Source organism: Myroides odoratus (assembly GCF_001549985.1).
GTDB lineage: Bacteria > Bacteroidota > Bacteroidia > Flavobacteriales > Flavobacteriaceae > Flavobacterium > Flavobacterium odoratum_A.
On the sequence record NZ_LROZ01000012.1, the window covers coordinates 89,565 to 114,583 of the forward strand.

19 protein-coding genes, 2 tRNA genes and 1 riboswitch are annotated in these 25,019 nt (G+C 35.3%); of the genes, 14 read left to right on the top strand and 7 right to left on the bottom strand.

Annotated elements, in window-relative coordinates; genetic code table 11:
• Positions 1–2: 2 nt before the first annotated feature.
• From AWV75_RS12785 to AWV75_RS12800, 4 genes are all read right to left on the bottom strand, one after another.
• On the bottom strand, positions 3–2,315 hold the full coding sequence (locus AWV75_RS12785) for a TonB-dependent receptor (RefSeq protein ID WP_440131139.1): 2,313 nt from the start codon (positions 2,313–2,315) through the stop codon (positions 3–5).
• Between the two features lie 477 nt (positions 2,316–2,792).
• The gene (locus AWV75_RS12790) at positions 2,793–3,245 is read right to left on the bottom strand and encodes a GNAT family N-acetyltransferase (RefSeq protein ID WP_060874748.1); all 453 of its coding nucleotides are present in this window, start codon (positions 3,243–3,245) and stop codon (positions 2,793–2,795) included.
• A gap of 195 nt (positions 3,246–3,440) precedes the next feature.
• A tRNA-Pro gene (locus tag AWV75_RS12795) sits at positions 3,441–3,515 on the bottom strand.
• 6 nt (positions 3,516–3,521) lie between these two features.
• Positions 3,522–3,605 (bottom strand) — tRNA-Ser (locus AWV75_RS12800).
• 305 nt (positions 3,606–3,910) lie between these two features.
• Between AWV75_RS12800 and AWV75_RS12805 the strand changes: the two genes are divergently transcribed.
• Positions 3,911–4,447 carry a GNAT family N-acetyltransferase gene (locus tag AWV75_RS12805; RefSeq protein ID WP_231738136.1) on the top strand — a complete coding sequence of 179 codons (537 nt, stop codon included), beginning with the start codon at positions 3,911–3,913 and terminating at the stop codon, positions 4,445–4,447.
• Positions 4,448–4,533: 86 nt separating this feature from the next.
• Positions 4,534–5,595: a GNAT family N-acetyltransferase gene (locus AWV75_RS12810; RefSeq protein ID WP_060874750.1), complete on the top strand. Its 1,062-nt coding sequence runs from the start codon at positions 4,534–4,536 to the stop codon at positions 5,593–5,595.
• A gap of 132 nt (positions 5,596–5,727) precedes the next feature.
• Here AWV75_RS12810 and AWV75_RS12815 read toward each other — a convergent pair whose 3' ends face one another.
• Entirely contained in the window at positions 5,728–6,222 is a 495-nt protein-coding gene (locus AWV75_RS12815) for a hypothetical protein (RefSeq protein ID WP_060874751.1), read from the bottom strand.
• A 138-nt stretch (positions 6,223–6,360) separates the two neighbouring features.
• A riboswitch (SAM-I-IV-variant riboswitch) is annotated at positions 6,361–6,466 on the top strand.
• An 83-nt stretch (positions 6,467–6,549) separates the two neighbouring features.
• Here AWV75_RS12815 and AWV75_RS12820 point away from each other — a divergent pair.
• The 9 genes from AWV75_RS12820 (at position 6,550) to AWV75_RS12860 (ending at position 18,275) form a co-directional block, all read left to right on the top strand.
• Positions 6,550–7,842, top strand: coding sequence for a Na+/H+ antiporter NhaC family protein (locus AWV75_RS12820; protein WP_060874752.1), 1,293 nt, complete (start codon positions 6,550–6,552; stop codon positions 7,840–7,842).
• 43 nt (positions 7,843–7,885) lie between these two features.
• Positions 7,886–8,632, top strand: coding sequence for a 3-oxoacyl-[acyl-carrier-protein] reductase (gene fabG, locus AWV75_RS12825; RefSeq protein WP_002992235.1), 747 nt, complete (start codon positions 7,886–7,888; stop codon positions 8,630–8,632).
• A 204-nt stretch (positions 8,633–8,836) separates the two neighbouring features.
• Positions 8,837–9,616: a class I SAM-dependent methyltransferase gene (locus tag AWV75_RS12830; RefSeq protein WP_060874753.1), complete on the top strand. Its 780-nt coding sequence runs from the start codon at positions 8,837–8,839 to the stop codon at positions 9,614–9,616.
• Positions 9,617–9,637: 21 nt separating this feature from the next.
• Positions 9,638–10,183: a putative glycolipid-binding domain-containing protein gene (locus AWV75_RS12835; protein WP_060874754.1), complete on the top strand. Its 546-nt coding sequence runs from the start codon at positions 9,638–9,640 to the stop codon at positions 10,181–10,183.
• 437 nt (positions 10,184–10,620) lie between these two features.
• Positions 10,621–12,126, top strand: coding sequence for a hypothetical protein (locus AWV75_RS12840; RefSeq protein ID WP_060874755.1), 1,506 nt, complete (start codon positions 10,621–10,623; stop codon positions 12,124–12,126).
• A 12-nt stretch (positions 12,127–12,138) separates the two neighbouring features.
• Entirely contained in the window at positions 12,139–13,392 is a 1,254-nt protein-coding gene (locus AWV75_RS12845) for a hypothetical protein (RefSeq protein ID WP_060874756.1), read from the top strand.
• Between the two features lie 461 nt (positions 13,393–13,853).
• Complete coding sequence (locus tag AWV75_RS12850; protein WP_231738137.1) at positions 13,854–15,341, top strand: transferase; 1,488 nt, start codon at positions 13,854–13,856, stop codon at positions 15,339–15,341.
• A 60-nt stretch (positions 15,342–15,401) separates the two neighbouring features.
• Positions 15,402–16,769, top strand: coding sequence for a hypothetical protein (locus AWV75_RS12855; protein WP_060874758.1), 1,368 nt, complete (start codon positions 15,402–15,404; stop codon positions 16,767–16,769).
• A 450-nt stretch (positions 16,770–17,219) separates the two neighbouring features.
• The gene (locus AWV75_RS12860; RefSeq protein WP_060874759.1) at positions 17,220–18,275 is read left to right on the top strand and encodes a hypothetical protein; all 1,056 of its coding nucleotides are present in this window, start codon (positions 17,220–17,222) and stop codon (positions 18,273–18,275) included.
• Between the two features lie 297 nt (positions 18,276–18,572).
• Here the strand turns inward: AWV75_RS12860 and AWV75_RS12865 are convergent, their stop codons facing one another.
• Complete coding sequence (locus AWV75_RS12865; RefSeq protein WP_060874760.1) at positions 18,573–19,394, bottom strand: DUF4197 domain-containing protein; 822 nt, start codon at positions 19,392–19,394, stop codon at positions 18,573–18,575.
• Between the two features lie 29 nt (positions 19,395–19,423).
• Positions 19,424–19,957, bottom strand: coding sequence for a hypothetical protein (locus AWV75_RS12870; protein ID WP_060874761.1), 534 nt, complete (start codon positions 19,955–19,957; stop codon positions 19,424–19,426).
• 120 nt (positions 19,958–20,077) lie between these two features.
• Between AWV75_RS12870 and AWV75_RS12875 the strand changes: the two genes are divergently transcribed.
• From AWV75_RS12875 to sucC, 3 genes are all read left to right on the top strand, one after another.
• Positions 20,078–22,420, top strand: coding sequence for an ATP-dependent helicase (locus tag AWV75_RS12875; RefSeq protein WP_060874762.1), 2,343 nt, complete (start codon positions 20,078–20,080; stop codon positions 22,418–22,420).
• 28 nt (positions 22,421–22,448) lie between these two features.
• On the top strand, positions 22,449–23,069 hold the full coding sequence (locus AWV75_RS12880) for an L-threonylcarbamoyladenylate synthase (protein WP_060874772.1): 621 nt from the start codon (positions 22,449–22,451) through the stop codon (positions 23,067–23,069).
• Positions 23,070–23,216: 147 nt separating this feature from the next.
• Entirely contained in the window at positions 23,217–24,410 is a 1,194-nt protein-coding gene (gene sucC / locus AWV75_RS12885; RefSeq protein ID WP_060874763.1) for an ADP-forming succinate--CoA ligase subunit beta, read from the top strand.
• The last annotated feature ends 609 nt before the right edge of the window (positions 24,411–25,019 follow it).

Genomic DNA, 25,019 nt, shown 5'->3' on the forward strand with positions numbered 1-25,019 from the left:
GATTAAAAATTATATTGTACACTTATAGTTGCTTGCATTCCATTACCTCGAATGTAATCTGCATCTAAAGCGCGATATTGACTTACAACAGGATAGTATGTTTTATTGAATATATTTTCTACTCCCATACTCGCTTTCCAAGCTTTGTTGAGGGTATAGGTTGTTGCTAAGTTGAATAAACTGATATCTTTGACTGCTCCTTCGCTGTTTTTGTATTTTCCTTTTTCATTTACCTCAAAGCGATCTCTGCTTCCTGAAAACAGCCAATACAGTTGAATACTCCATTTATCCGTTGGCGTAAAGTAGACAAAACCCGTTGCTTTTGGCGGAGAAATACGTCCACCGTTTAGATACACTTTATTTCCATCATCAAATTTAGCTTTTCCTTCTACATAGGCATAAGAACCACCAACAGTCCATTGTGGAGATAAGGTAGCTTCTCCAGTAATTTCAAAACCGTGTACACGTTCCGGTTCTCTTTGAGCAACTAAATATCCATTGACATCCACCAAATTAGCCCCTAATTTAGAGGTACTAAGGTAATAAGCACCTGTAAAATTGAAAATGGAGAATCTACTTGAAAAACCGATTTCGTAATTATTGGTAATAATCGGTTCGGTTTCTAATTGACCTAATGTACTTTCGGTCGCTCTTCTTAAAATACGCCCTAATTCATTAATGGCAAATCCTTGTGAAAAACTGACAAAAGGATTAAATGCTTCGTATTTATTGTAGCGCAATCCAATGTTAAATAACGTTGTTTTATAAGGGATTTTACCTCCTTGTACAAAAATACTCCCCTCATTATTAGGTCCAGAAGCGATGGTATTAAAATCCTTAACTTCTACATTTGCATTTTCATATCTAATTCCTCCTTTAAAAATAAGATGATCCAATACATCTATTTTTAACTGAGCATAAGGTGCTATATTCACCATATCCATTGTAGGAATATAAACCCTTCCGTCCGTTAAGTCTTGATCTGTTTTATCGTTTAGTAAATCAATACCATAGGTTATTTCACTAGGTCTATTAAATAAAATAAAAGGAGTATTTAAATTCAGACGAACTCCTTTTTTATTGGAGTTAATTCTCGTTTGCCCAGGACCATACCAAGCAGTGCCTTGTTCAACGTAGCGATTCATTGATCGGAAAGAATTCATATAGAAAGACAAATCAGCTTGGGTATCAAGAAACAAATTACTATGGGTATAGCCCAACATAATATTGTGATTATAGGGTGTTCCCGCATGTTCTCCTGGATCAGTTCCTGCAATTCCTATTGTAGGTTCGCTTCCATATTTTCCTGTTTTACTAATGTATCTTGCATGTTGTGTACTAGAATACCCATTGTAAAAAGCGCGAATAGTAGAATTTTCATTGATTTCATAGGTAATCTGTGCAAATAAATTCTTCTGATAAGTATTGGATAATCCATCCGTTTGCCCAACAATGAATCCTTCACCATCACGCTGAACGCCTGTATAATCTAAAGATGCCCCTGCGATATAATTCCATTTTTGATACTTCCCTCCAAAAGATTGGGATACTTTGTACCCTAAAGTACCGCTGCTATTGGCTGGATTAAATGAAGTTCCCAAAACCGTTGTTCCTCCAAATGCGTTATCTCCTTGCTTTTTCTTGGTGATGTAGTTGATGATTCCACCTGTAGAACCATTGCCGTAAATTGCTGTAGCTCCTTTGATGACTTCCACTCGTTCAATAGCAAATGGAGCAATTGAACGAATATCTCTGGCTCCATTCATGAGTGGGGTTGATTGTGGAATACCATCTATTAAAACAAGTAGCGGTCTCCCTCTTAATGTTTGTCCAGAAGAAGTACCTTTATTCGTAGCACTTCCTAATCCTGGAACTAGATTGCTTAAAATCATAGAGATATCAGTCGTCACGCTCATCTGTTTCTCCATTTCCTTTTGGTTGATGATCGTAACAGAAGAAGGGATGGTTGCTATATTTTCTGCACGTCGACCAGCCGTGATGACAATTTCATTCAAAGCATGTTCAGCTGCTTGTAATTGTATCGGTAAAATGGCTTTTAATTCAGATTTTAAAACCGTTAGAATTTGTTCCTGATAGCCATTTGCTGTGATTAATAAGGTAGCATCTTGATAAGGAGTCCAATCTAAAACTAACTCTCCACTCGTATTTGTTACTCCTTTATTTTCTCCATTAATCGAAATTACGGCTTGATTAACCGCATGTAAATCTTGATTGGTAACTTTAATAGTTACTTGTTGAGAAAATAGGGTGGTGGTTGAAAAAATAAAAATGAGCCCAAAAAATAAAGCTTTCATCTCCCAATCTTTTATTGATACTAGCATAAAAAACACCTTGTTTTATTTAGAATAAATCTATTTAACTGGCGCAAAAGTAACTATATTTTAGAATTATTCTATTTAAAGAATTGTAATTTTTTTGAAAAATTTGAGGTTATACTTCCAAGCGTTTATAAGGAGACAGTTTGCCGTTTATTAAGCAGTTTTCAAAGTGGAAGATCAATTGGTAGTTCCGTTCACTTAAATAGATGTCCGTTTGATTGTGTACTTTACGCAAATAGCTTTTAAGGGACTTGCTGTAGAGAAGTAGTTCTTTAGTGTACCACAAGCTAATTTACTTGTTGTAATCGCTCTATGATAGGATTATTAGGATAGATGTAAAAACAAAAAATCCGTAAATAAGTACTATTTACGGATTTTTTTCGGTCTTTTAAGTCGGGGTGGCAGGATTCGAACCAATGGGTACAGGTCAATCCGCGAACGTATGTTTTCTTTTTATAAATGTAATTTCATGCCTTCGTGCGAAGCTACAAAACCTAATTTCTCATAGAATCGAATGGCATTAGGACGTTTTTTGTCCGAAGTCAATTGCAATACATGAGCACCTTTTGCTTTGACACGCGCAATGGCCCAACGGAAAAATTGCTCGCCCAAACCTTTGCCTCGAAAATCTTTATGAATACGCACGGCTTCAATCTGCGCACGAATACCTCCTTGGTATGTTAAATACTGTAAAAAGCTCAATTGCAGTGTGCCAATAATTTGCCCATTTTCATCTTCAACAACAATCAATTCCTGATTTGGGTCTTTGTCAATATTCTGAAAAGCATCGGTATAAACTTTTGGCAAAGGATTTTCAAAACGCTCTCTTGTTGCACCCAATGCATCATCCGCCAACATTGCAACAATCATTGGTACATCTTCTAATTTTGCTTTTCTAAAAATCATAAGTTTCTAATTTTTGTTCCTTTAAAACACTGGATAAATGTAGGAAATTGAAGAACAAAAATAGCTGTTTTGTCAGTAAAATACGCTGTAAAAATAAACGACATTTAGATTGATTTACTGTAGATTAGTAGGGTATGGTAAAAACAAAAAATCCGTAAATAAGTACTATTTACGGATTTTTTTCGGTCTTTTAAGTCGGGGTGGCAGGATTCGAACCTGCGACCTCCTGGTCCCAAACCAGGCGCGATGACCGGGCTACGCTACACCCCGAATAAGCGGAGAGACAGGGACTCGAACCCTGGCGACCGTTACCAGTCGACAGATTAGCAATCTGCTCCGTTACCACTCCGGCACCTCTCCTGAAAACTGAGGAATCCCTCATTTTTACTGGAGCAAACATACTATTACTTTTTATTTTATGCAAATAATTTTAAGGTAAAAATAGCAGAAAATAAGGTGTATTTTTTTACTACATTAAGTATGAGGTGGATATGATTGAAAAAAAAAGTAAAAAAGAAATGGAGGACATTCATTTTATCTTAAAACCACCCTATTTTAAAGGGAAGAAGGGAAGTTTGATTTAAATTATCTCGTATCTTTGTGCCAGAAATAAAGATAGAGCGAAGAAAAAAATGCAGTTCTAGCCTAAATCAATGCAGCAATTTATGAAATTTGATACAACCTTAACTTTTTCAAGTGATCGCTTGAAGTTTATTATTGTAAATGACCAATACGTAGAGGACATTTTTAGAGAGTTAACTCCAACAGTAGCTAAATTCTTACCTTTTATCCCTACGCAAAAAAAAGAAGATACATTTGGCTTTGTGGCTTATAGCTTGGGACAATTAGAAAAGCAAAAAGATATTACTTTACTTGCGACTGATAATCAAACAGGTGAATTTATTGGATGTTGTGGAATCCACGATATTTGTGATGAATCTATCTCGATAGGCCTTTGGATCAAAGAAAGCGCAAACGGAAAAGGATATGGTAAAGAAATCGTCCGAGCATTAGAACAATTTGTTTTCGATCATTTAGCAGTGGATTATCTAATTTACAATGTAGAACGAAACAATGCGGGAAGTATCAACATTGCAGAAAAATTAGGTTACGCTTACCACAGTAATTTCGAACGCAACATCAGTGAAGAAAAAGTATTGGATATGTTGCATTATCGCAAGGCTAATCTTGCCAAGCAATAAATCCAATTAAAAATAAGTGAATAGAAAAGTTCAGTTTGATTCTAACGAATTAAATTGAACTTTTTTGCATAACAACCGGAATAAATATGAAACAAATATCCTCCTATACGCCAGAAAATCTTGCTAAACTTTCCTTTTTAGAGGAATCAGATCGAGAACTTATATCTTTATTGGAAGCATTATTTCGGGGTGAAACCAATTGGTCTGAAGTACTCCTGCAGGTAGAAGAAGCTCCGGATTTATCAGTGGTTTATCCTTGTATACTCTCGAATATAGTGGAAAATAGCACCCAAGAAGCGACGCTGATTGAACGCGAAGTACAGCTGCGATTACTCGCTGTAATACTGCAAAAGATGGGTAAGTACTGGAATAACTATCGCTCAGTTTCGATACCCAATACTGCAGCTTGGCTAGAAGGATTGATTGAAAATCCCAAACAAGAGATAGCGAAAGAAGAGCAAACCAAGCAAGTTTGGTTTCACTTGTTGCAACTGCTATTAACAGCTCAAGACGATCTCAATCAAGTGACAACCTACAATTTAATTCAAGCAGGAATAAAGCAAGAGATAACGATGATTGTAGCGATGTTAGCCCCTCAAGAGCGAAAGGTATTTGCTGCTCATGAGCAATGGGAAAGCACTCGATTGATGTTTAGAAAAATACAAGAAGACGATAAAGCACTCTTGCAAGATCACTTTACACCAGCAGTTGGAAAATATTTGAGTATAGATGCCTTAAATCATCCCGTATTAGTACAAGCCTATATTCAACAGTCACAAGTAGAAATGCAACAAGGGACTTGCTTAGTTTTAATGGCTTTTGAACGTGAAACGAATGTGTTTGTTGGTTGTTTAACGCTGAATGATATCAATTTTGTAACTGCTGAAATAGGATTGTGGGTCAGCGAAGCCCAACAAGGGAAGGGGTATGGCAAAGAATTACTCAATCAAGCAATTGCTATAATAGAAACAAGTATTCCAACGAATGAAATTATTTATACCGTTGAAAAAGAGAATCATATTAGTATAGCACTTTGTGAGAATATGGGATTCCAATTGGAACGAGAATTAATCCTAGAACCTACACCTCTAAAGAATAAGTATAGAGAAATGTTGCGCTATGGTAAAACTGTAACCAAGAGACAATAAATAGATGTTAGCCCCTTGTTAGTAAGAAGAAATAGCCAATAGTGGCGTTTATTTGGTAAAGGAGTAAAAAAAATAGCGAGGGTTACTCGCTATTTTTGTATCGTTATAAGAGAAAAGAGAAAAATCGGTGCATTAGAATTTATAACGCACAGCAATACCTAAGTCTAGGTATAAACCATCTCTATACGCATTGTTCAAATACAATTCTGGACGTGCGTCAATGGCAATTTGCAAGGGAATATCCAAATTGTATTCCAATCCCACTGTTCCTGTTAATAGACCAAATGTTCCATCGTCTTTGTATCGACGACCATGGTCATGGTATTTGTAGTCATAAGTTCCTACAGCCGCACCAGCACCAGCAAACCAATTCAGATTGCCTTCAATATTCCAAACCCATTCGTACAATCCTGTAACCTTCACTGTATTGTAGTTATGGTTGTCTCTAAATCCTAGGTTAACCTCTAAGCGATTGTTACGCATTAAATCTCTTTGGTAAGAAATCTCCGTTCCTAATCCTGAATTTGCTCCAAAACGCAAACCAATAGCATTTTTAGGTCCTTTTTGTGCAAAGGATGTTGTAGCAACAAGCCCAACTAATCCAATTGAAAGCAGCAATTTTCTCATTTTCTTATTTAATTTTTAGTTTAAGACTGCAAAAATAAGGAATCCATGAGGATTATAAAAGAGGAGTGTATAAATGAATTAAAGTGATAAAATTGATTTTTTTGTTGTCAATTTTAAATAAAGGAATTATCTTTGTCGCTTAATTATCAGGAATTTTTCTAAAAACAAGTAGAAAAATAGCAACCTGCAACAACAAGCAAGGTGCTGCAAACGATAAGCCAGTAATGGAAAAAATGTTGTATATACCACACTTAGGTATAATTGATGTAGTATTTTTTTTCATTTGGTACACGTTGTTTACTTGCTTTTAGAATAAAAAATAGAACTATGTCAGACAATAAATTCTACACTCTTATTCCCTTTTTTGTATTTGTAGCTGTCTTTTTAGGTAGTGGAATCGCTTTGGATAATTTTTATCAATTGCCCTCGCCTATAGCTATTAGCTTTGGGATTATTACAGCGTTCATGCTTTTTTATAAAACCCCAATTAACGACCGTATAACAGCGCTAATTGAAGGCTGTGGGGATAGTAAAATTATAACCATGTGTTTGATCTACTTACTCGCTGGGGCTTTTGCAACTATTACCAAAGCAATTGGAGGTGTTGATGCAATGGTACATATCGGTTTACACTATATTCCAGTGGCTTATTTAGCTGTGGGAATTTTTGTCATCTCTTGTTTCTTATCCCTTTCTATTGGAACATCAGTCGGAACGATTGTGGCCTTAGGACCAATCGTTGTAGGATTAGCAGAAAAAACAGGAAGTGCTATGGGCTTACTTTGTGGTGCACTATTAGGAGGAGCTATGTTTGGTGATAACCTCTCTGTTATTTCAGATACAACAATTACAGCAACGCAGACAATGGGATGTGAGATGAAAGATAAATTCAAGGCCAATTTTAAAATTGCTATTCCAGCAGCTTTGTTGACGCTTGTTGTTTTGGTATTCATGAAAAATGATACGGTAGATGTTGCTTTAGCTTTGGATGAGCAAACCAATTATGTCTTGCTGATTCCTTATGTATTGACCATTATCTTGGCCTTGGTCGGAATCCAGGTTTTCGTTGCTCTTTTCATAGGTATTCTCTCAGCAAGTCTTATTGGTTTAGTGCAAGTAGATTTTGATGTGGTAGGTTTAGCTACCCATACTTATGAAGGGTTTACTTCCATGACGGAAATCTTCTTATTATCCATGTTGACAGGAGGTTTAGCACGTATGATTGAACAACAAGGAGGGATTGCATGGATCTTGAAAAGCATGCAAAAGAGAATTCGAACCAGTAAAGGGGCGGTTTTTGGTATTGCCTCTCTCGTTTCAGGGATTGGGGTTTGTGTGGCAAATAATACCGTTTCGATTTTAGTTGCAGGAAATTTAGCAAATGATGTCGCAACTGAATACAAACTAAATCGCCCATATGTCGCTTCAGTATTAGATATTTTTGCTTGTATTATACAAGGAATACTTCCGTATGGAGCTCAAATTCTTATTTTATTGAGTTTTACAAATAAGAAATTAGGCTATCTTGAATTGATTTCTCAAGGATACTACTTTGCTTTTCTATTTTTAGTTACTGTGTTTTACATGATGTTTTTTAGAAAAGAGGTACAAACAACTTAAAATAGTTATATTTGCGCTTTGTCAAAACAAAATTTAAATATACATGAAATTATTAGAAGGAAAGATAGCAATTATTACCGGTGCTACACGTGGAATTGGTAGAGGTGTGGCAATAGCGTTTGCAGAGCAAGGAGCTAATGTAGCTTTTACTTATAGCTCATCTGTACAAGCAGCAGATGAATTAGTAAGCGAATTAGTAGCTTTAGGAGTTCAAGCAAAAGGATATCAATCAAATGCAGCAGAATATGCAGCAGCAGAACAATTGGTTGATGAAGTTTTGAAAGACTTTGGTAATATTGATATTTTAATTAATAATGCAGGTATTACAAAAGATAATTTGTTAATGAGAATGTCAGAGCAAGATTTTGATGCAGTTATCGAAGTAAACTTGAAGTCAGTGTTTAATATGACAAAAGCCGTACAGCGCACCATGTTGAAAAATAGAAAAGGATCTATTATTAATATGAGTTCTGTTGTAGGGGTAAAAGGAAATGCGGGTCAAGCAAATTATGCAGCATCTAAAGCAGGAGTGATTGGGTTCTCTAAATCAGTAGCTTTAGAATTAGGATCTAGAAATATTCGTTGTAACGTAATTGCACCAGGATTTATTGAAACAGAAATGACGGGGAAATTAGCAGAAGATGTGGTAAAAGGATGGACAGATGCGATTCCATTAAAACGCGGAGGAAAACCAGAAGATATTGCAAATGCATGTGTGTTCTTGGCTTCAGAGATGTCTGCTTATATTACAGGACAAGTAATCAACGTGGATGGAGGAATGTTAACCTAATCCATTTTAAATACAAAAAGGAGAGAGTAAATTTGATTTACTCTCTTTTTTTTTGCTCTCGTGGTGCATGGATTCATCTTGGTATAGGAGCAATTTGTTTAAAGGGAAAGAAAAAAGAAAAAGCAAACCTTAAAAATATTTGATTTATAGACGAAAAAAGGATAATTTTAAGATTCAGTTGAAATGATTTAAGCTTTAAAAACATTGAAAGATTTTATAACCCACAATCAAAAAGTCTGGGATAATCAAGCAAGGGCTAATGTCGCTTGGTCTCAACCTGTTAGTAGTGAACAAGTAGAAAATGCAAAAAAGGGAATATGGGAGTTGTATATATTGCCAACCCCAATAGACAAAGATTGGATTGGCGATGTTAAAGGAAAAAAAGTATTGTGTCTCGCTTCTGCTGGTGGACAACAAGGTCCCATATTAGCTGCTTTAGGAGCAGAAGTAGTGGTATATGACTTATCTGAAGAACAATTGAATAAAGATGCGATGGTAGCACAACGAGATCACTTAAATCTGCGTATTGTACAAGGCGATATGTGTGATTTATCTCCGTTTGAGGACGCGTATTTTGATTTAATTGTGCACCCTATCTCCAACTTATATGTCGATGATGTCAACAAAGTATGGAAGGAGTGCCATCGTGTTTTAAAAGTGGGAGGAAAGCTCATCAGTAGTTTCTATAATCCTATTGTTTTTGTCGAAGATCGAAGCGCAGAATTAAAGGAACAAGGATTAATTCGCCCGCGTTTTACTATTCCTTATGCAGATAGTGTAGATTTAACACCAGAAGAATTACAACAAAAAGTGGATAGAGGTGAGGCATTCGTGTTTGGCCATACGTTGAAGGATTTAATTGGAGGGCAAACACAAGTTGGTTTTGCTATTACAGCGTATGAGGAAGCATGGCAACCCAATCCTCGTTTCACAATAGACACTTTTATTCCAACCTTTATAGGAACACAAAGTGTGAAATTATAAAAACTCATAGTCTTGAATTATATGGAAAAAAAACGTACGTGGTTAGGAATAGATACAATTTCGGTTGAGCATCTGACCTGTATTGAAAAAGAAGGTAGTTATCACTGCAAAGGGGAACTCGTAGGCAATAAAAATAATCGCATCTATGGAGTAGAATACCAAATTGTAGCTACTTCCAATTGGGAAACCAGATTTTTTGATATTCGTTGTCAAGAAGGACATCGTTATTATCAATTAAGTGGACATAAATTAAATGAACAATGGATGTTAGATGAACAAGAATATCCCCATTTAAAAGAATGTTTAGATATTGATATTTCAGTTACCCCTTTTACGAATACGTTACCCATTAATCGATTAAAACTAGCTATAGGAGAGTCAAAGACAATCCCTGTATTGTATATTAATCCTTTAGAGGAAAATTTTACGATGATACAACAGCAGTACACCAAATTAGCTGACAATACCTATCATTATAAAAATATTTGGAGTGATTTTGAAGCTACCATTACAGTTGATCAAGATGGATTAGTGGTCGAATACCCAGGACTTTTTAAAACCGTTTAGAGCAGTTGCCAATGCGAATTTAAAATTTGTATTGTGCGAGGATATAGAATAGAAAAGAGCATTGATATTTCAATGCTCTTTTTTTTGTTCTATCCTAGAGCCCTATCAAAACAACGGCTTGTTTCTTCACTTCTGGAAATTTCACATTTTTAAAAACAGTTCTTTTTTGTTAATTGTTTTGGTAATATGATCATGTTTTTAACAGAATGAATTAAAATGTTGATTTTATTTCAAATAGTTTTATACTATTCTTTGCATGTTGATCATGTCAAATAAGTGATTTAGGTATTGATTCGTTTCGTATTGAACGGAGCAAAAGAATGAAAACACAACTTCAAACTAAAAAAACTTTCTATATCAACAATTGTATGTTGAAAAATCACATAAAAGAGAACATCGGGATAGTAATAAAAAAGAAGGGATAAAAGCGATGGACAATGGATAAATATAGAATTACTGATGAATCCATGGAGTATAATGGGCACAAATTGTGGCGTATTGAATGTTTGCGTACACACAAAAAGGGAGGTTGGATTCAAAATGAAACCAATTTGAGTCAATTAGGCGAAGCATGGATTGCAGACAATGCTAAAGTATATGGAGAAGCATCAATTTCAGATAATGCGAAAGTAAGTGGAAATGCGGAAGTATTTGGGGCAGCACAAATTACAGCAGACGCACAAGTCTATGATCATGCTATGGTTTCTGATTATGCCAAAGTGTGTGATTATGCTACTGTTGAGGATTCTGCTCAAATTTACGGACATGCCACTATTTCGGGACATGCGCTTGTAGCTGCATATGCGCAAGTATATGATTATGCTTCAATAGAAGGGTGTGCACAAGTCTATGATAATGTGCAAGTCTATGGTCATGCAAGAGTAAAAGATTATGCTCATGTTTTTAAAGAGGCTCGCATCAAAGGATATACAGTTGTATTGAACAATGATCGTGTAAGTGAAAATTTATATAACTGGGAAGATATTAATGAGTTGTCTTTCTTGGAAATTAGTGATGTGAATGGCAGTAAATCTGCACAACTCTATGCAAATGGTCGACATCAAGTAGCCGTGAAGGTATCTTTTGTGGCAAAAGATCGAAATAAGAACACAATAAAAATATCAGCAAAGGAAATCTTTGAAAATATTGAATTTGTGGATGAAGAAAATAGACTCATTCAAAATGGAATAACCTATACCGATACTCCAAGTATATATGTTTACCCACTGCCCGATCAAACAAGAATAACGAACAAGGAGACAAAATCAACAGCCTTGTTTTATTGCTCCATAGATCGCATGATTAATGCCTTTAAATTATGTGTTAGATGCAAAATTAAGCAGTGGTCTATAACGAATGGAATGGAGAAGATAAAACGCATAGAATATAGTACTTCGATTGAGAATAATAATGACCTGATGAAAGAAGATTTCATAATCTTTCATGTGGTTCCGAAACGACAGTTTACCCAATCAAATTTAGCTGTACAAATTTTTACTGAAACGGAGGTCAATGGAATACCTAATTCTATTTTGACTAAATATTATGTCCAATTTAATCAACTCGATGGTATAATAACACGACAAGCATCTTGTATTGAGAAAAATTGGTTCCATTATAGGCAAATGGGTATTTATAAAGGATGCAGTGTCTCTACGGATAGTTCCTTTGTGAAAAATGACAACGCTTTGTTTACAATGAAATTTGAATATACTTCAAGTAAATATAAAGTGATAACTGCTAAAAATCACGAGGTAGACGGTCTTTGTTTTTGGGTATACCAATTGTGGGAAGGACTATTATGGTCCTATTATGAAGGGGGAGGTGAAATGTATTTTTTACTGTATGATCAATATGGTAATGAAGCCAATTTAAAAGCACAAGTAACAGAAGATGGACGATTGAATTTTCATGTTCGATTGTTAGCATTAAACCAGGAGTAAATTAAATACGCTATGAGTCATTTTTATTCACAAAGCCAAAATTTGGCAAGTACAATACACACAGGAATTGATCCGCGAACGGGTTCATTTTCTTTGCGCATTCCTATCGCTTTAGTACGGTGTAACTACGGGAAAGGTCCTATGATAAACCTCACGTTACAGCATCAAACGCGAAATAAAGAACAGCAGGGATTTGGTCTTGGTTTTAGTTTCTCTTTTACCTCTTATGATCAAGAAAATAAAATATTAAAATTAGCAACAGGCGAACAATATCAAATAGAGGATAATGAAATCTCTTTTGAAGTGAAACAAAGCAAGCAAAAGAACTTTGTTTTTGAGCGTTTAATAGACTGTTATAGAATTACGTATGAAACAGGACGAGTAGAAATATTAGCTAGCCCATCGTCCAAACAGAAGATTAAAAATACCGTACGCATAGCGAATCAGGAGGGTTTTTCCGTAACCTTAAAATGGGCTTTAAATCAGGCCAATTATTTAGTAGAGATAGCGGATGAACAGACAAAGCTTGTGCAAATTGATTATACGGATCAACTTCACACTAGTATCATCCTTTTTCCAGGTACCATAGAAGAGAATAGGTTTGACCTGACGCTGGTTAACGACTATTTAAAGACGTTAAAGCAAGTGACAACAGAGGATACTTGGGCTTTTGATTATACCACTGTTGGATTATTAGAACAAATTGTACATCCAACGGGCATAACCGAAAGGATTGAATATCAATCAGAATACCTTCGTTTCCCTCAGGATGTGTATACCGCTTTGACCGTTGCTACCTGTCATATCATCTATGCTAAAAACCATCAACTGCGCTCCGTTTCTTCCTTTATTTATACCCAAACCAATTTCTTAGGGTTTGCTAGTGCACTAGATTTTAAATGCAATCGAGATAATCTGTATGAGCTATTGAATACCTATCAATATGGATGTATAGAAACACAGGTATTGGATCAAGAGGTGATAGAAACACAACGACTGTATAATAAGTATCATCTTCTTGTTAGTGAAATTATTTCTTTTAATTCTCCCAATGGCTTAACGAGTATACAAACAGAGTTAGAATATTACGATGTAGTAGGTTTGTCCTTTGCTCAACAAGTTGATGAGTTTCAGGTGTTAAAACGAAAAAGAATCACTTGGAAAAAGAATCACAAGGAAATACAACAAGAAGTTTTTCATTTTGAATTTGATCCCCAAGGCAATCTGCTATTTGAAATCCATCCCAACGGAATTGCTATTGCTTAAAAACAGGGTTTTAATAGTTGAAAATAGCATGGAATCAGATGCATTAAAATAAAAAAATAATACTGTAAAGAAAAACATAAAATAGACTCCTACCATTGGGTAAGGAGAGTGAAAAGCTTGTTTCATTTTGACGGGAAAAATCCTATTTTTTTTAAAAGTGTTGTTTTGTTAATATAATAAGGGTTTTGATCAGTGAATTAACCTATTTGATACCGTTTTGGTTGGTATTTGAGCTAGTTTTATCAGACTTCTTTTTTAAAATAAGAATAGTAAAAATAGAAAGGGCTTGGTTTAAAGTATAGAATATTGATTGAAAATACCTTTAAAAATTAAAAAAAGATGGGAAATGACTCCATATAGAAAAGAAATAGAGGAACAAAAGAATAAAAATTTAAAAAAAATAAAATACTAGAAATTAAAAAAATAAAAATATGAAAAAGTATAAACTTACTGATGAATCGATGAATTACAGAGGGCATACCCTCTGGCGTATCGAAGAGATATTAAGTGGTGAAAAAGGAGGTTGGGTGGAAAGTGAAGCCAATTTAAGTCAGTCTGGGAGATGTATTATCCTAGATGAAGCCAAGGTATATGGAAATGCGAAAGTATATGGTAATGCTGTAATTAGTGGCTTTTCAAATGTTTATGATGAGGCTGAGGTGTTTGATAATGCGGTTGTATCAGCGTATGTCAGTATTTTTAATCAAGCTAAAATTTATGGACATGCAGAAGTAAATAACGATGCAGTTGTGAAAGATAGAGCTCAAGTATTTGGACATGCAAAAGTTGAACGATTCGCTGAAATAATGGGACATGCTGTTGTTTATGGGTATGCTATAATTAGTGGAAATGCTGAAATTCAAGACTATGCTCGTGTGTATGGACATAGTCAAATTTTAAATGAGGCAGTTGTAAAAGATAACGGATTAGTTCACGGTCATGTTATTGTAAAAAATGCTGCCATTGTTGGGGGAGAGGAAGAACTGTTTGATGGGCAATATACGTGGGATGACATAGATTCTTTCTCAACACTAAAATTATATATTCAAGATGGTATCGGCACAAATTATACTAAACTTTATGCGAATGGTAGGCATCAAGTAGGCGTAGAAGTCATACTTGAAGCCAAAGATCAAAAAGGAAGATATATTCAAATTCCTGAAGCAGAAATTCGTAAAAATATTCAGTTCGTCAATTATAGAAATGATCCTTTTGGCAATCGATTTGAATATCATGATTCCGCTGGTGAATATTTTACAGGCCTACCATTGCGAACTGAAGCAAATCCAAGAAATGAAATAAGTTCAGCCGCTGTAGTTTATCTCTCTACACTTGAACGAATGGGGGAACTTTTGCTTTGTGTACGTTGTTGGGTTACTAGAGTAAATAGGGGAGTCGTCACAGTAGAGGAATATTCTACAGCAACAGAGAATAATAGTAGAAGCCCCATGCCATATTCAGTAACCTTACAAGTCTTGCCTCAATATATATTTTCCAATGGAGATATTGAAGTTTCTGAACATACTGATAATAAACCTACTTATGTTTTGAGAGCTAATTATGTGCGATTTCATACCAGAGGTATGCATCGACTGCATCATGGAGAATGTATCAAAGAAAATAATTTTTATTATGGTTCATCTCCAGTTGGGTTTTTTTCTGGAAAATATTATTCAGCTACCTCTACAGATAGCTCGGTGGAAGTGAATGATGATTCGTTTACTTATACATTTGGTAGAGGTACAGGTAATAGTTGGACTATTACTGGTAAAAATCATGAATATGAAGGATTGTGCTTTTGGGTTTTTGAAAAGAAGTTAGAAGTGTTTAATAGTTTTCATGAGACCCTCATGTTGTGTTCTCTTTTTGATAGTTATGGAAATGAGGCAAAATTAAGTATTAAAATTTCACAGATAGATAGAACAACATTAGAGGCTTACGTGATATAAGTAGCATCTTATTCCTAATGTTATAGGAAAGAAAAATAAACGATAATATAAAATATAAAAATGAAAAAGTATAGCCTAACAGAAGAGTCGATGACACATAGAGGATGCGTTTTATGGCGCATACAACATATAGCAACACAAGAAAAAGGAGGGTGGATTCAAGAGGAGAGCAATTTGAGTCAAGATGGAGGGGCTTGGATTTCCGAAAATGCAAAAGTATATGGAGAAGCTTGTGTATCAGATGATGCTTGCGTTAGTGGAAACGCAGAAATATTTGGAAACGCCCAAATTAGAGAAACTGGTCAGGTCTATGGTGAGGCTAAGGTTTATGAGGATGCTATTGTAGAGGGCGTAGCGTTGGTATATGATAAAGCTGAAGTTTGTGGTACAGCAAAAATTCAAGAGGCTGCGGCAATTTATGGTGAAGCTTGTATTAAAGGAGAGCGAGTTATCGTTGGGAATCAACGTATAGGTCAAAGAGAATATACTTGGGAGGATGTAAATTCCCTTCAATCCTTAAAGATTGTATTTAGTGGAGGACAGCGAGAAAATAAACTCTATGCGAATGGAAGACATCAGGTATGTGTACATGTGAATTTAGTAGCGAAAGATAAAGATAACAATATTATTATACTCGCTGAAGAGGAAGTTTTTAAACATATGGAATTTGTTAATATGCTGAACAGGCCTTATGGTAATGATTTCCAAATAAGTGCTGAACCAGGTGAATACGTGCTTCCTCTAGAAAGGATCGCAGAAAAAGCACTTACGACCAGCCTAGGTGTTTTTTATTTTTCAACAAATAAATATATAGCCTCAGAAGAAGTTTGTGTTAGATGTGTGGTAAATCAAAAAATAGATTCTAATAATCAGGCTGTTGATAAACAGGTAGAGTATACAACAGCAAGAGAAAATAACAATGGAAACATCCCACCAACTTATATTGTTCTAAATATGCTCCATCAACGGGTTTTTGATTTAAACGAGATTGAAATTTATTCAATTGTATTAAAAAAAGCAGATAATTATGATTCAATCCTCACTAAGTATTATATACAATTTAAAAATACGGCTATGGCCTCTATTCATCATGCAGAGTGTGAAGAAAGTTTGTGGTTTCACTATACACAGGATGGTAATTATAAGGCGTTTTGCACAACAACAGATAGTACTGTAGAGGCGAATCCTAAAGCTGTATATACTGCAGTTTTTGATATTACAAAGAAATGGACGATTGAAGTTACTTCAACAAATCACGATATGCCTGGTCTTTGTTTGTGGACGTATCGCATATGGCATGGTGCACTTTGGTTTTGGAATAGATGGAATAAACCAGTGCAATTTTCTCTTTTTGATTTCTATGGGAATGAAGCGAAAATCAGGGTAGAAACTTTAAACGATGCAGTCTTAAGATTTAGTTTGGTATAGTATACACAAAGCAATAAAATAAAATGATGATAAGTAAATAGAGAATTACAGATGAATCTATGATTCGATGTGCAGAATCTTGTGCTTAACTCAGGTTGAGGGTACGGCTTATGAAAGTTCCACCTATTCAAAAAATTCAATAGAACTGTTTAAAATAGGATTAAAGTACAATTTTCCTCACACCTTTTTTGCAATTAATACTCCAATTCCATATGTAAATCTAAAAGGTTTAGTGACCAGATTTCCCGAAATATATGAAAATATAATTTTAGCGTGTTGCACTAAATTTTATAGAAGATATAGCATTTAAGGCAAGTTATAAATGAACTTTTTGAATAATTATGTTGCTGATATTGCGAAAAGAACAGTAAAAAGCAATACCAGAGAAGAAATAAAAAAGACAACATTGTAAGGGGAGAAAAAAGGATTTAATTTAAAAATGAAATAACTATGGCAGTTAAGTACAATAAAACTGAAGAATCAATGATTCACAAAGGACGTACGCTTTGGCGTATAGTGGAAATAAGTACAGGACGGAAGGGGGGATGGATTGAGCATGAACGAAATTTAAGTCAATTTGGAAACTGCATGATTTGGGGTGAGGCAAAAGTATATGAAAATGCTATCGTTTCTGGTGATGCTCTTGTTGAGGGGCAGGCAGAAATTTATGGAAATGCAAGAGTCAATGGGAATGCAAAGGTTTCAGACTATGCTCAGGTTTACCACAAGGCTCATGTATTTGATAATGCAGATGTATCTGGATGGGCTCAACTTACAGGGAGTGTCACGGTAGGTGATAATGCTATGGTTTCAGATCACGCGATGATCCAAGAGTGGGCATTTATAAATGGTAAGGCTAAAGTATATGGGGAAGCCAAGGTCTTTGATACTGCTACAATTACCGATGCTGCCGAAGTATATGGAAGGGCACAAGTATATGGCTATGCCACCATACGCGATTCTGCAAAAGTATACGACGATGCTCGTGTTTGTGATTTAGTTGTTGTGTTTGGACAGGCAGAGGTATTTGAAAATGCTTTTGTTTCCGGAAAAGGTGTAAAAGGGGATCATGCTAAAATATATGGTCATGCTAGATTAGATGGTATGACGATCGTTTTACACTTTACACAAGTATATGGCCATGCGCAATTAACGGGTAATATATCCTTATTCAATTACGCGGAAGTATATGATAATGCAAGCCTCAACGGAGCAGTGTTACTGGCAGATAATGCTAAGGTTTTTGAGGATGCACAGGTATCAGGAGAATTAGTTGTCATTAAAAATGATGCACAGGTTTATGGAGAAGCTACAGTAGAAAACTACGCCCGTTTATATGATTATGCTCAAGTATATGGTCATGCAACCATTAAAGACCGGGCTCAAGTTTATGGAAAAGCTGTAGTATATGAGCAGGCTATTGTGAAAGATTCTGCTCAGGTTTATGGTACTGCAGCGGTCAAGGGATCAACGGTCATTGCTAATCATGAACATGTATTCGACTAAAGAATGTATTCCCGCTCTATAGTGTAGCGTAATTTTGGAGGAATCTTTTGAATAGTGAAGAAATGAAAAAAGCGCATTAGATTTTTCAATGCGCTTTTTTTGTATCAACTAACCTTAACTATTTCTTTTATGAAATCAATTATTTATGAAGCAAATATCGTATTTCATTGTGAATGATACATGAAGGCTAGGTTATGTTTATGTTGCTTTTTCATTCATTTGTTTGTTGTGAACAATCTAATCCTTAGCATAATAAAACGCTTTAAAGATTGATAAACAAAAAAGCAAAACTTAGGTTTACTTCCCAAATAGATCCAAGATACTTTTCTTTTTTTCTGTTGATGTTTCTGTTTTCTTCGTGTTGTCCTTTGTGCTATTTTTGGTTGAACCAGCTGAAGAATTGGCTGTGTTATCTTGTTTGCCAAACACCTCTTTTAATAAATTTGTTGAACGAGCATTGTCCTCGTTGCCTCGAATTTTATTTTCTTCCACAGCAATCATCGTAAATACTCCATCCATTGTTTTTTCCGTTACATAATTCGTCAAATCAGGGTTAATGGGTGAAACTAAGGGTAAGCTATTGTATTTGGTAAAAATGCCTTCCCAAACTTTTGTCGCACCAACTTGAGATAAAGATGCTTCAATCACAGGAGCAAATTTACCCGCCAATTGCTTAGAAGTCTTTTCTTTTAAGTAGCTCGTTGCTGATGATTGACCTCCCAATAAGATGTTTTTGGCATCGTTAAACGTCAGGTCTTTAATGGCTTGTACGAAGATAGGAGTAGCCTCTTTCACGGCGTCTTCCGCTGCTCTGTTTAATAACTGTAATCCCTGATCTGCTACACTGCCCATTCCCAGAGAACGAAGAGTTTTATCTACTTTTTGTAATTCTTCTGGTAGCATGATTTTTACCATTTCATTCTTAAAGAACCCATCAGGTTTGGCCAATTGACTTACTTGTTCTTGAATTCCCTTATCCAAAGCTTCTTTAAGCCCTTTTCCAATCTGATCTTGGGATAAGTTTCCCAATACATTCCCCAATTTACTTTGTGCGTGAACCGTATAGTGGGTTCCTAAAACGCCTACCAATAAGCAGGTGCTAATTAAAATTCTTCTCATACCTTTTAATTTGTTATTGAACTGATTTACTATAAATTAGCTTGTGTCTCTTCTTTGATTGCTCGAAGTAGAATTTCTACTTTATTCTGAATCTTTACGGATTCATTCAACAAGAGATTTTGATACAACAACGCCGAAGTGGCCTCAGGCAATTTTGCGGTGTGTTGAATCGTTGTAATAAGGGCGTTTTTGGTATGCATAACAATAGCCCACAGTTCAGGGGAAACATAAAGCTGTTGTGTAACATTGTATTCATATTCTTGCTCTAAATGTTGAACCAACAAATGAGCATAAGCTTGGGTATCTGTACTTAGAGGTTGTACTCTCAAAATTAATTTCTTTAAATCGCTTCGCTCAGCATAAATGACCAACCGTTCACAGGCTTGTAACTTAAGCGCTTTTGTATCAATTCCCGTGTCTTTGTTAGAGAGCTGCGCTAGGATAAAACGATCTCTTTGGGTCTGTTTTTCTAAAATCTTCTGAAAAAATACATAAGCCAGTCCAGCTACAATTAATGCAGGAAGTACATACTGAAGTGAAGTAAGTAGTAAGTTGAGATTCATACAATATAAATTTGAACAAAAGTAAGAATTATTGTGAAAGATAAAAACGCTTTAATGTGAACAAAACTTGCTATAAACTAATAGTAGTTGTAATTTTGGCTTTTTACGGTTTTAGACACTATGCAAAGTTATATCGATCAACTTAATGAAGCTCAAAGAGCACCTGTATTACAGAAAGATGGCCCCATGATTGTGATTGCTGGAGCAGGTTCAGGAAAAACAAGGGTATTGACCTTGAGAATTGCCTACCTGATGCATCAAGGTGTGGACGCTTTTAATATTTTATCACTAACTTTTACCAATAAAGCAGCACGAGAAATGAAAAATCGTATTGCTCAAATTGTAGGAAATAGTGAAGCAAGAAACCTTTGGATGGGAACGTTTCACTCTGTTTTTGCCCGTATTTTGCGTGCAGAAGCAGATCATCTAGGCTATCCAAGTAACTTTTCTATTTATGACTCTCAAGATACGCAACGTTTAATAGGTCAGATTATTAAGGAGTTGCAATTGGATAAGGATGTTTATAAACCCAAAGAAGTTGCAAGTCGTATCTCTACCTATAAAAACAACTTGGTAACGGTTAAAGCGTATTTTAATGATCAAGAGTTACAAGAAGCGGATGCCATGAGTAAACGACCGCGTATTGGTGAAATTTACGAACATTATGTAGAACGTTGCTTCAAAGCAGGAGCCATGGATTTTGATGATTTACTATTGAAAACCAATGAATTGTTGACTCGTTTTCCCGATGTTTTAGCTAAATACCAAGACCGTTTTCGCTATATTTTAGTCGATGAGTACCAAGATACGAATAACTCACAGTACTTGATTGTACGTGCTTTATCGGATCGCTTTCAAAATATTTGTGTAGTAGGAGATGATGCTCAAAGTATTTATGCCTTTCGTGGAGCGAATATCAATAATATTCTAAACTTCCAAAAGGATTTTGACAACGTTCAAACCTACCGATTAGAGCAAAATTATCGCTCTTCTAAAAATATTGTGGAAGCAGCGAATACCATTATAGATAAAAACAAAGTGAAGTTAGAAAAGGTCGTTTGGACAGATAACGACTTTGGACCTAAAATTAAAGTTCACCGTTCCTTAACTGATGGGGAAGAAGGTCGTTTTGTAGCATCGACTATTTTTGAAGAAAAGATGCAAAATCAAAAAAACAACAGTGATTTTGCTATTTTATACCGTACCAATGCACAATCTCGTGCCATGGAGGATGCCTTGAGAAAAAGAGATATTCCTTATCGTATTTATGGAGGATTATCCTTCTATCAACGCAAAGAAATTAAAGATGTATTGAGCTATTTGCGCTTAATTATCAACCCGAAAGATGAAGAGGCTTTAGTGCGTGTAATCAATTATCCTGCACGTGGAATTGGGGCAACAACCTTAGATAAATTAACGATTGCAGCGAATCACTACAAGCGTTCTATCTTTGAAGTGATGACGCATATCGATAAAATTGATTTGAAAATCACAGCGGGAACGAAGAATAAATTGACTGATTTTGTCAACATGGTAAAAGCTTTTCAAGCACTAGAGGAAACGAAAGATGCGTATGAAATGGTGGAACATGTAGTGAAAAAGACAGGATTAGTACAAGAATTGCGCAAGGACACTACGCCAGAGGGAATTACTCGTATGGAAAATATAGAGGAGTTACTCAATGGGATCAAAGACTTTATTGAAGGACAACGTGAAATTGATGGAGCTAGGGGAGCCTTGTCGGAGTTTTTGGAAGATGTGGCTTTGGCAACTGATTTAGATAAAGATACGGGAGATGATGATCGTGTGGCTTTGATGACGATTCACTTGGCAAAAGGACTAGAGTTTCCAACCGTTTTCTGTGTTGGAATGGAAGAAGATCTATTTCCTAGTGCGATGAGTAGTAATACCAGAACGGAGCTAGAAGAAGAACGAAGATTGTTTTACGTAGCGTTAACTCGTGCAGAACATCAAGCCTATTTAACCTATGCACAATCGAGGTATCGTTGGGGAAAATTAATTGACTGTGATCCATCTCGTTTTATTCAAGAAATTGATGATCAATATTTAGAGTTTTTAACGCCTGTAGAAACGAACTATCGCTATACACCAAAAATTGATGCGGATATTTTTGGAGATGTAGATAAAAGTAAGCTGAGATTGGCTAAGCCAGTTAATGGAACACCACCTGCTTATCTGAAAAATAACGAAGAACCTACTATAGATCGTAATATTCGAAAATTGAAACCCGTTAATGCCGCTTCAACCGCAAGCAGTAAAGGGGGAGATGCTTCCAATAGCGGACTTTCAGTAGGTCAACGCGTGATGCATGAACGATTTGGACAAGGTGTAATCTTAAATCTGGATGGAGTTGGCGCAGACCGCAAAGCCGAAATCAATTTCGATGTAGGAGGGATAAAAAAATTACTATTGCGATTTGCGAAGCTTCAAGTTTTAGCGTAAATTGTGTAAAACAATAAAAATCAATGATATGGCACAGTTTGTAAAGATTTATCCAGAAAATCCAAATGAAAAGGAGATTAATAAAGTGGTAGAGGTTCTACGCAATGGAGGATTAATTATTTATCCAACGGATACCGTATATGGATTGGGTTGTGATATAACCAATACAAAAGCATTGGAGCGAATTGCCCGTCTAAAAGGTATTAAGTTAGATAAAGCAAATTTTTCTTTTGTGTGTCATGACTTGAGTAATATCTCAGATTACATCAAGCAAATCGATACAGCAACATTTAAAATCCTCAAAAAAGCATTGCCCGGTCCATATACCTTTATTCTTCCAGGAAATAACAACCTGCCGAAAGAGTTTAGAAAAAAGAAAACGGTCGGAATTCGTGTACCAGATAATACGATTGCAAGAGAAATTGTGCGCAAACTGGGAAATCCTATTGTTTCTACATCTATTTACGATGAAGATGAAATTTTAGAATACACGACAGACCCAGAATTGATCTTAGAAAAGTGGGACAATAAAGTCGATTTAATTATTGATGGGGGATATGGTGATAATCAAGCGTCTACCGTTATTGATTTGTCTGGATTTGAACCTGAAATTATAAGAGAAGGAAAAGGATCAATTGATATTTTCTAAATTAGAGGAACAAAAATCAAATATTTTTTAAATTTAATAAAGTCAAATGCAAGAATAAATAGGACATATGCAGAATTAAATTAGGGAAATTCAAACCTAATTATTATTTTTGTATCTGTTTATTTTTAAAGCTAAACGTATTACACTATGAATTTACATGAATTTCAAGGTAAAGAAATATTAGCTAGCTACGGAGTTAGAGTACAACGTGGTTTAGTAGCTAACAACGCAGATGAAGCTGTTGAAAAAGCAAAACAACTTACAGAAGAAACTGGTACAAGTTGGTATGTAGTAAAAGCTCAAATCCATGCTGGGGGAAGAGGTAAAGGAGGAGGAGTAAAGTTAGCTAAAAACTTAGATGAAGTAAAAGAGCTAGCTGGAAAAATCATCGGTATGGACTTAATTACTCCACAAACTCCACCAGAAGGGAAAAGAGTAAATAGAGTATTAGTTGCTGAAGATGTATACTATCCAGGTGAAAGCGAAGTTAGTGAATTCTATATGTCTGTTTTATTAGATCGTGCTAAAGGTAGAAATATGATTATGTATTCTACTGAAGGAGGAATGGATATTGAAGAAGTTGCTGAAAAAACGCCACACTTAATCTTTAAAGAAGAAATCGATCCTGCTGTAGGATTACAAGGTTTCCAAGCAAGAAGAATTGCATTTAACTTAGGTTTATCAGGTAATGCATTCAAAGAAATGGTTAAATTCGTTGACGCATTATACAATGCTTACATCGGAAGTGACTCTTCTATGTTCGAAATTAACCCAGTATTAAAAACGTCTGATGATAAAATTTTAGCAGTTGATGCTAAAGTTACTCTTGATGACAATGCATTATACAGACAAAAAGTATATGCTGAGTACAGAGATATCACTGAAGAGCGTCCAATCGAAGTAGAAGCTAAAGAGGCAGGTTTAAACTATGTTGATTTAGATGGAACTGTTGGATGTATGGTTAATGGTGCTGGTTTAGCAATGGCTACGATGGACTTAATCAAGTACGCAGGTTTTGAACCAGCAAACTTCTTAGACGTAGGAGGAACAGCAGATGCTAAACGTGTTGAGATCGCTTTCCGTATTATCTTAAAAGATCCAAACGTAAAAGCTATTTTAATTAACATCTTCGGAGGAATCGTTCGTTGTGACCGTGTTGCTCAAGGAGTTGTAGATGCTTACAAAAACATGGGTGACGATATTAAAGTGCCTATCATTGTACGTCTTCAAGGAACAAACGCTGAATTGGCAAAAGAATTGATTGATCAATCAGGTATGCCAATCTTATCAGCTGTAGCTTTCCAAGAAGCAGCAGATCAAGTAAAAGCAGCTTTATCTTAATCAGATAAATCAGTATATAAAAAAAGCAGTAAACGAAAGTTTACTGCTTTTTTTTTGGACTAAAATTATTTAGAATAATAGATTTTGTTGATTTGTCAGCCTAGGCGAATCCTGAAAAATATTGTTTGTTCAATAAAGATTTTTTCTACTTAAACCAAAGGGATTTCATGATCGATATCCCTTATTTTTTTGTCGTTTGTCACTGCTTAGATCAATAGATAAGGGTAATCAAAGCTTGTTTCATTTTGATGGACAAATCCTGTTTTTTTAAAACATATTGATTTGTTAATTTTCTTTGGTTTTGATCACTTGTTTAAGAGAATATACAGGAGGGGTAATGAAATAACGCTCTACTTTTAAAATGTTTTAGTATGCTGAAACAGCGTTTGTTAGCATATACCAAGAAAGGAGAAAAGACGGATGAGTACAAGTTATTAGTTAAAAAAAAGGTTTTTTTAGTTTCATGGTATCGTTGAGTATATGTGATGATTGCTGTTTTGTGCATACGGAACGAAGTAATGTAATCTTAAAACCAAATACTTATGAAGGAATTTTTCTCACAAAGTCAGAATTTCATTGGATCCCATCAAACGGGGATTGATCCAAGAA

Bases quoted from the DNA above. Each gene is read 5' to 3' on its own strand.
- AWV75_RS12875 (WP_060874762.1), top strand. From the start codon at position 20,078: ATGCAAAGTTATATCGATCAACTTAATGAAGCTCAAAGAGCACCTGTA.
- AWV75_RS12805 (WP_231738136.1), top strand. From the start codon at position 3,911: ATGAAATTTGATACAACCTTAACTTTTTCAAGTGATCGCTTGAAGTTT.
- AWV75_RS12855 (WP_060874758.1), top strand. From the start codon at position 15,402: ATGAAAAAGTATAGCCTAACAGAAGAGTCGATGACACATAGAGGATGC.
- AWV75_RS12835 (WP_060874754.1), top strand. From the start codon at position 9,638: ATGGAAAAAAAACGTACGTGGTTAGGAATAGATACAATTTCGGTTGAG.
- AWV75_RS12850 (WP_231738137.1), top strand. From the start codon at position 13,854: ATGAATTACAGAGGGCATACCCTCTGGCGTATCGAAGAGATATTAAGT.
- AWV75_RS12785 (WP_440131139.1), bottom strand. From the start codon at position 2,315: ATGAAAGCTTTATTTTTTGGGCTCATTTTTATTTTTTCAACCACCACC.
- AWV75_RS12845 (WP_060874756.1), top strand. From the start codon at position 12,139: ATGAGTCATTTTTATTCACAAAGCCAAAATTTGGCAAGTACAATACAC.
- AWV75_RS12860 (WP_060874759.1), top strand. From the start codon at position 17,220: ATGGCAGTTAAGTACAATAAAACTGAAGAATCAATGATTCACAAAGGA.
- AWV75_RS12870 (WP_060874761.1), bottom strand. From the start codon at position 19,957: ATGAATCTCAACTTACTACTTACTTCACTTCAGTATGTACTTCCTGCA.
- AWV75_RS12865 (WP_060874760.1), bottom strand. From the start codon at position 19,394: ATGAGAAGAATTTTAATTAGCACCTGCTTATTGGTAGGCGTTTTAGGA.
- sucC (WP_060874763.1), top strand. From the start codon at position 23,217: ATGAATTTACATGAATTTCAAGGTAAAGAAATATTAGCTAGCTACGGA.
- fabG (WP_002992235.1), top strand. From the start codon at position 7,886: ATGAAATTATTAGAAGGAAAGATAGCAATTATTACCGGTGCTACACGT.
- AWV75_RS12815 (WP_060874751.1), bottom strand. From the start codon at position 6,222: ATGAGAAAATTGCTGCTTTCAATTGGATTAGTTGGGCTTGTTGCTACA.
- AWV75_RS12840 (WP_060874755.1), top strand. From the start codon at position 10,621: ATGGATAAATATAGAATTACTGATGAATCCATGGAGTATAATGGGCAC.
- AWV75_RS12820 (WP_060874752.1), top strand. From the start codon at position 6,550: ATGTCAGACAATAAATTCTACACTCTTATTCCCTTTTTTGTATTTGTA.
- AWV75_RS12880 (WP_060874772.1), top strand. From the start codon at position 22,449: ATGGCACAGTTTGTAAAGATTTATCCAGAAAATCCAAATGAAAAGGAG.
- AWV75_RS12810 (WP_060874750.1), top strand. From the start codon at position 4,534: ATGAAACAAATATCCTCCTATACGCCAGAAAATCTTGCTAAACTTTCC.
- AWV75_RS12790 (WP_060874748.1), bottom strand. From the start codon at position 3,245: ATGATTTTTAGAAAAGCAAAATTAGAAGATGTACCAATGATTGTTGCA.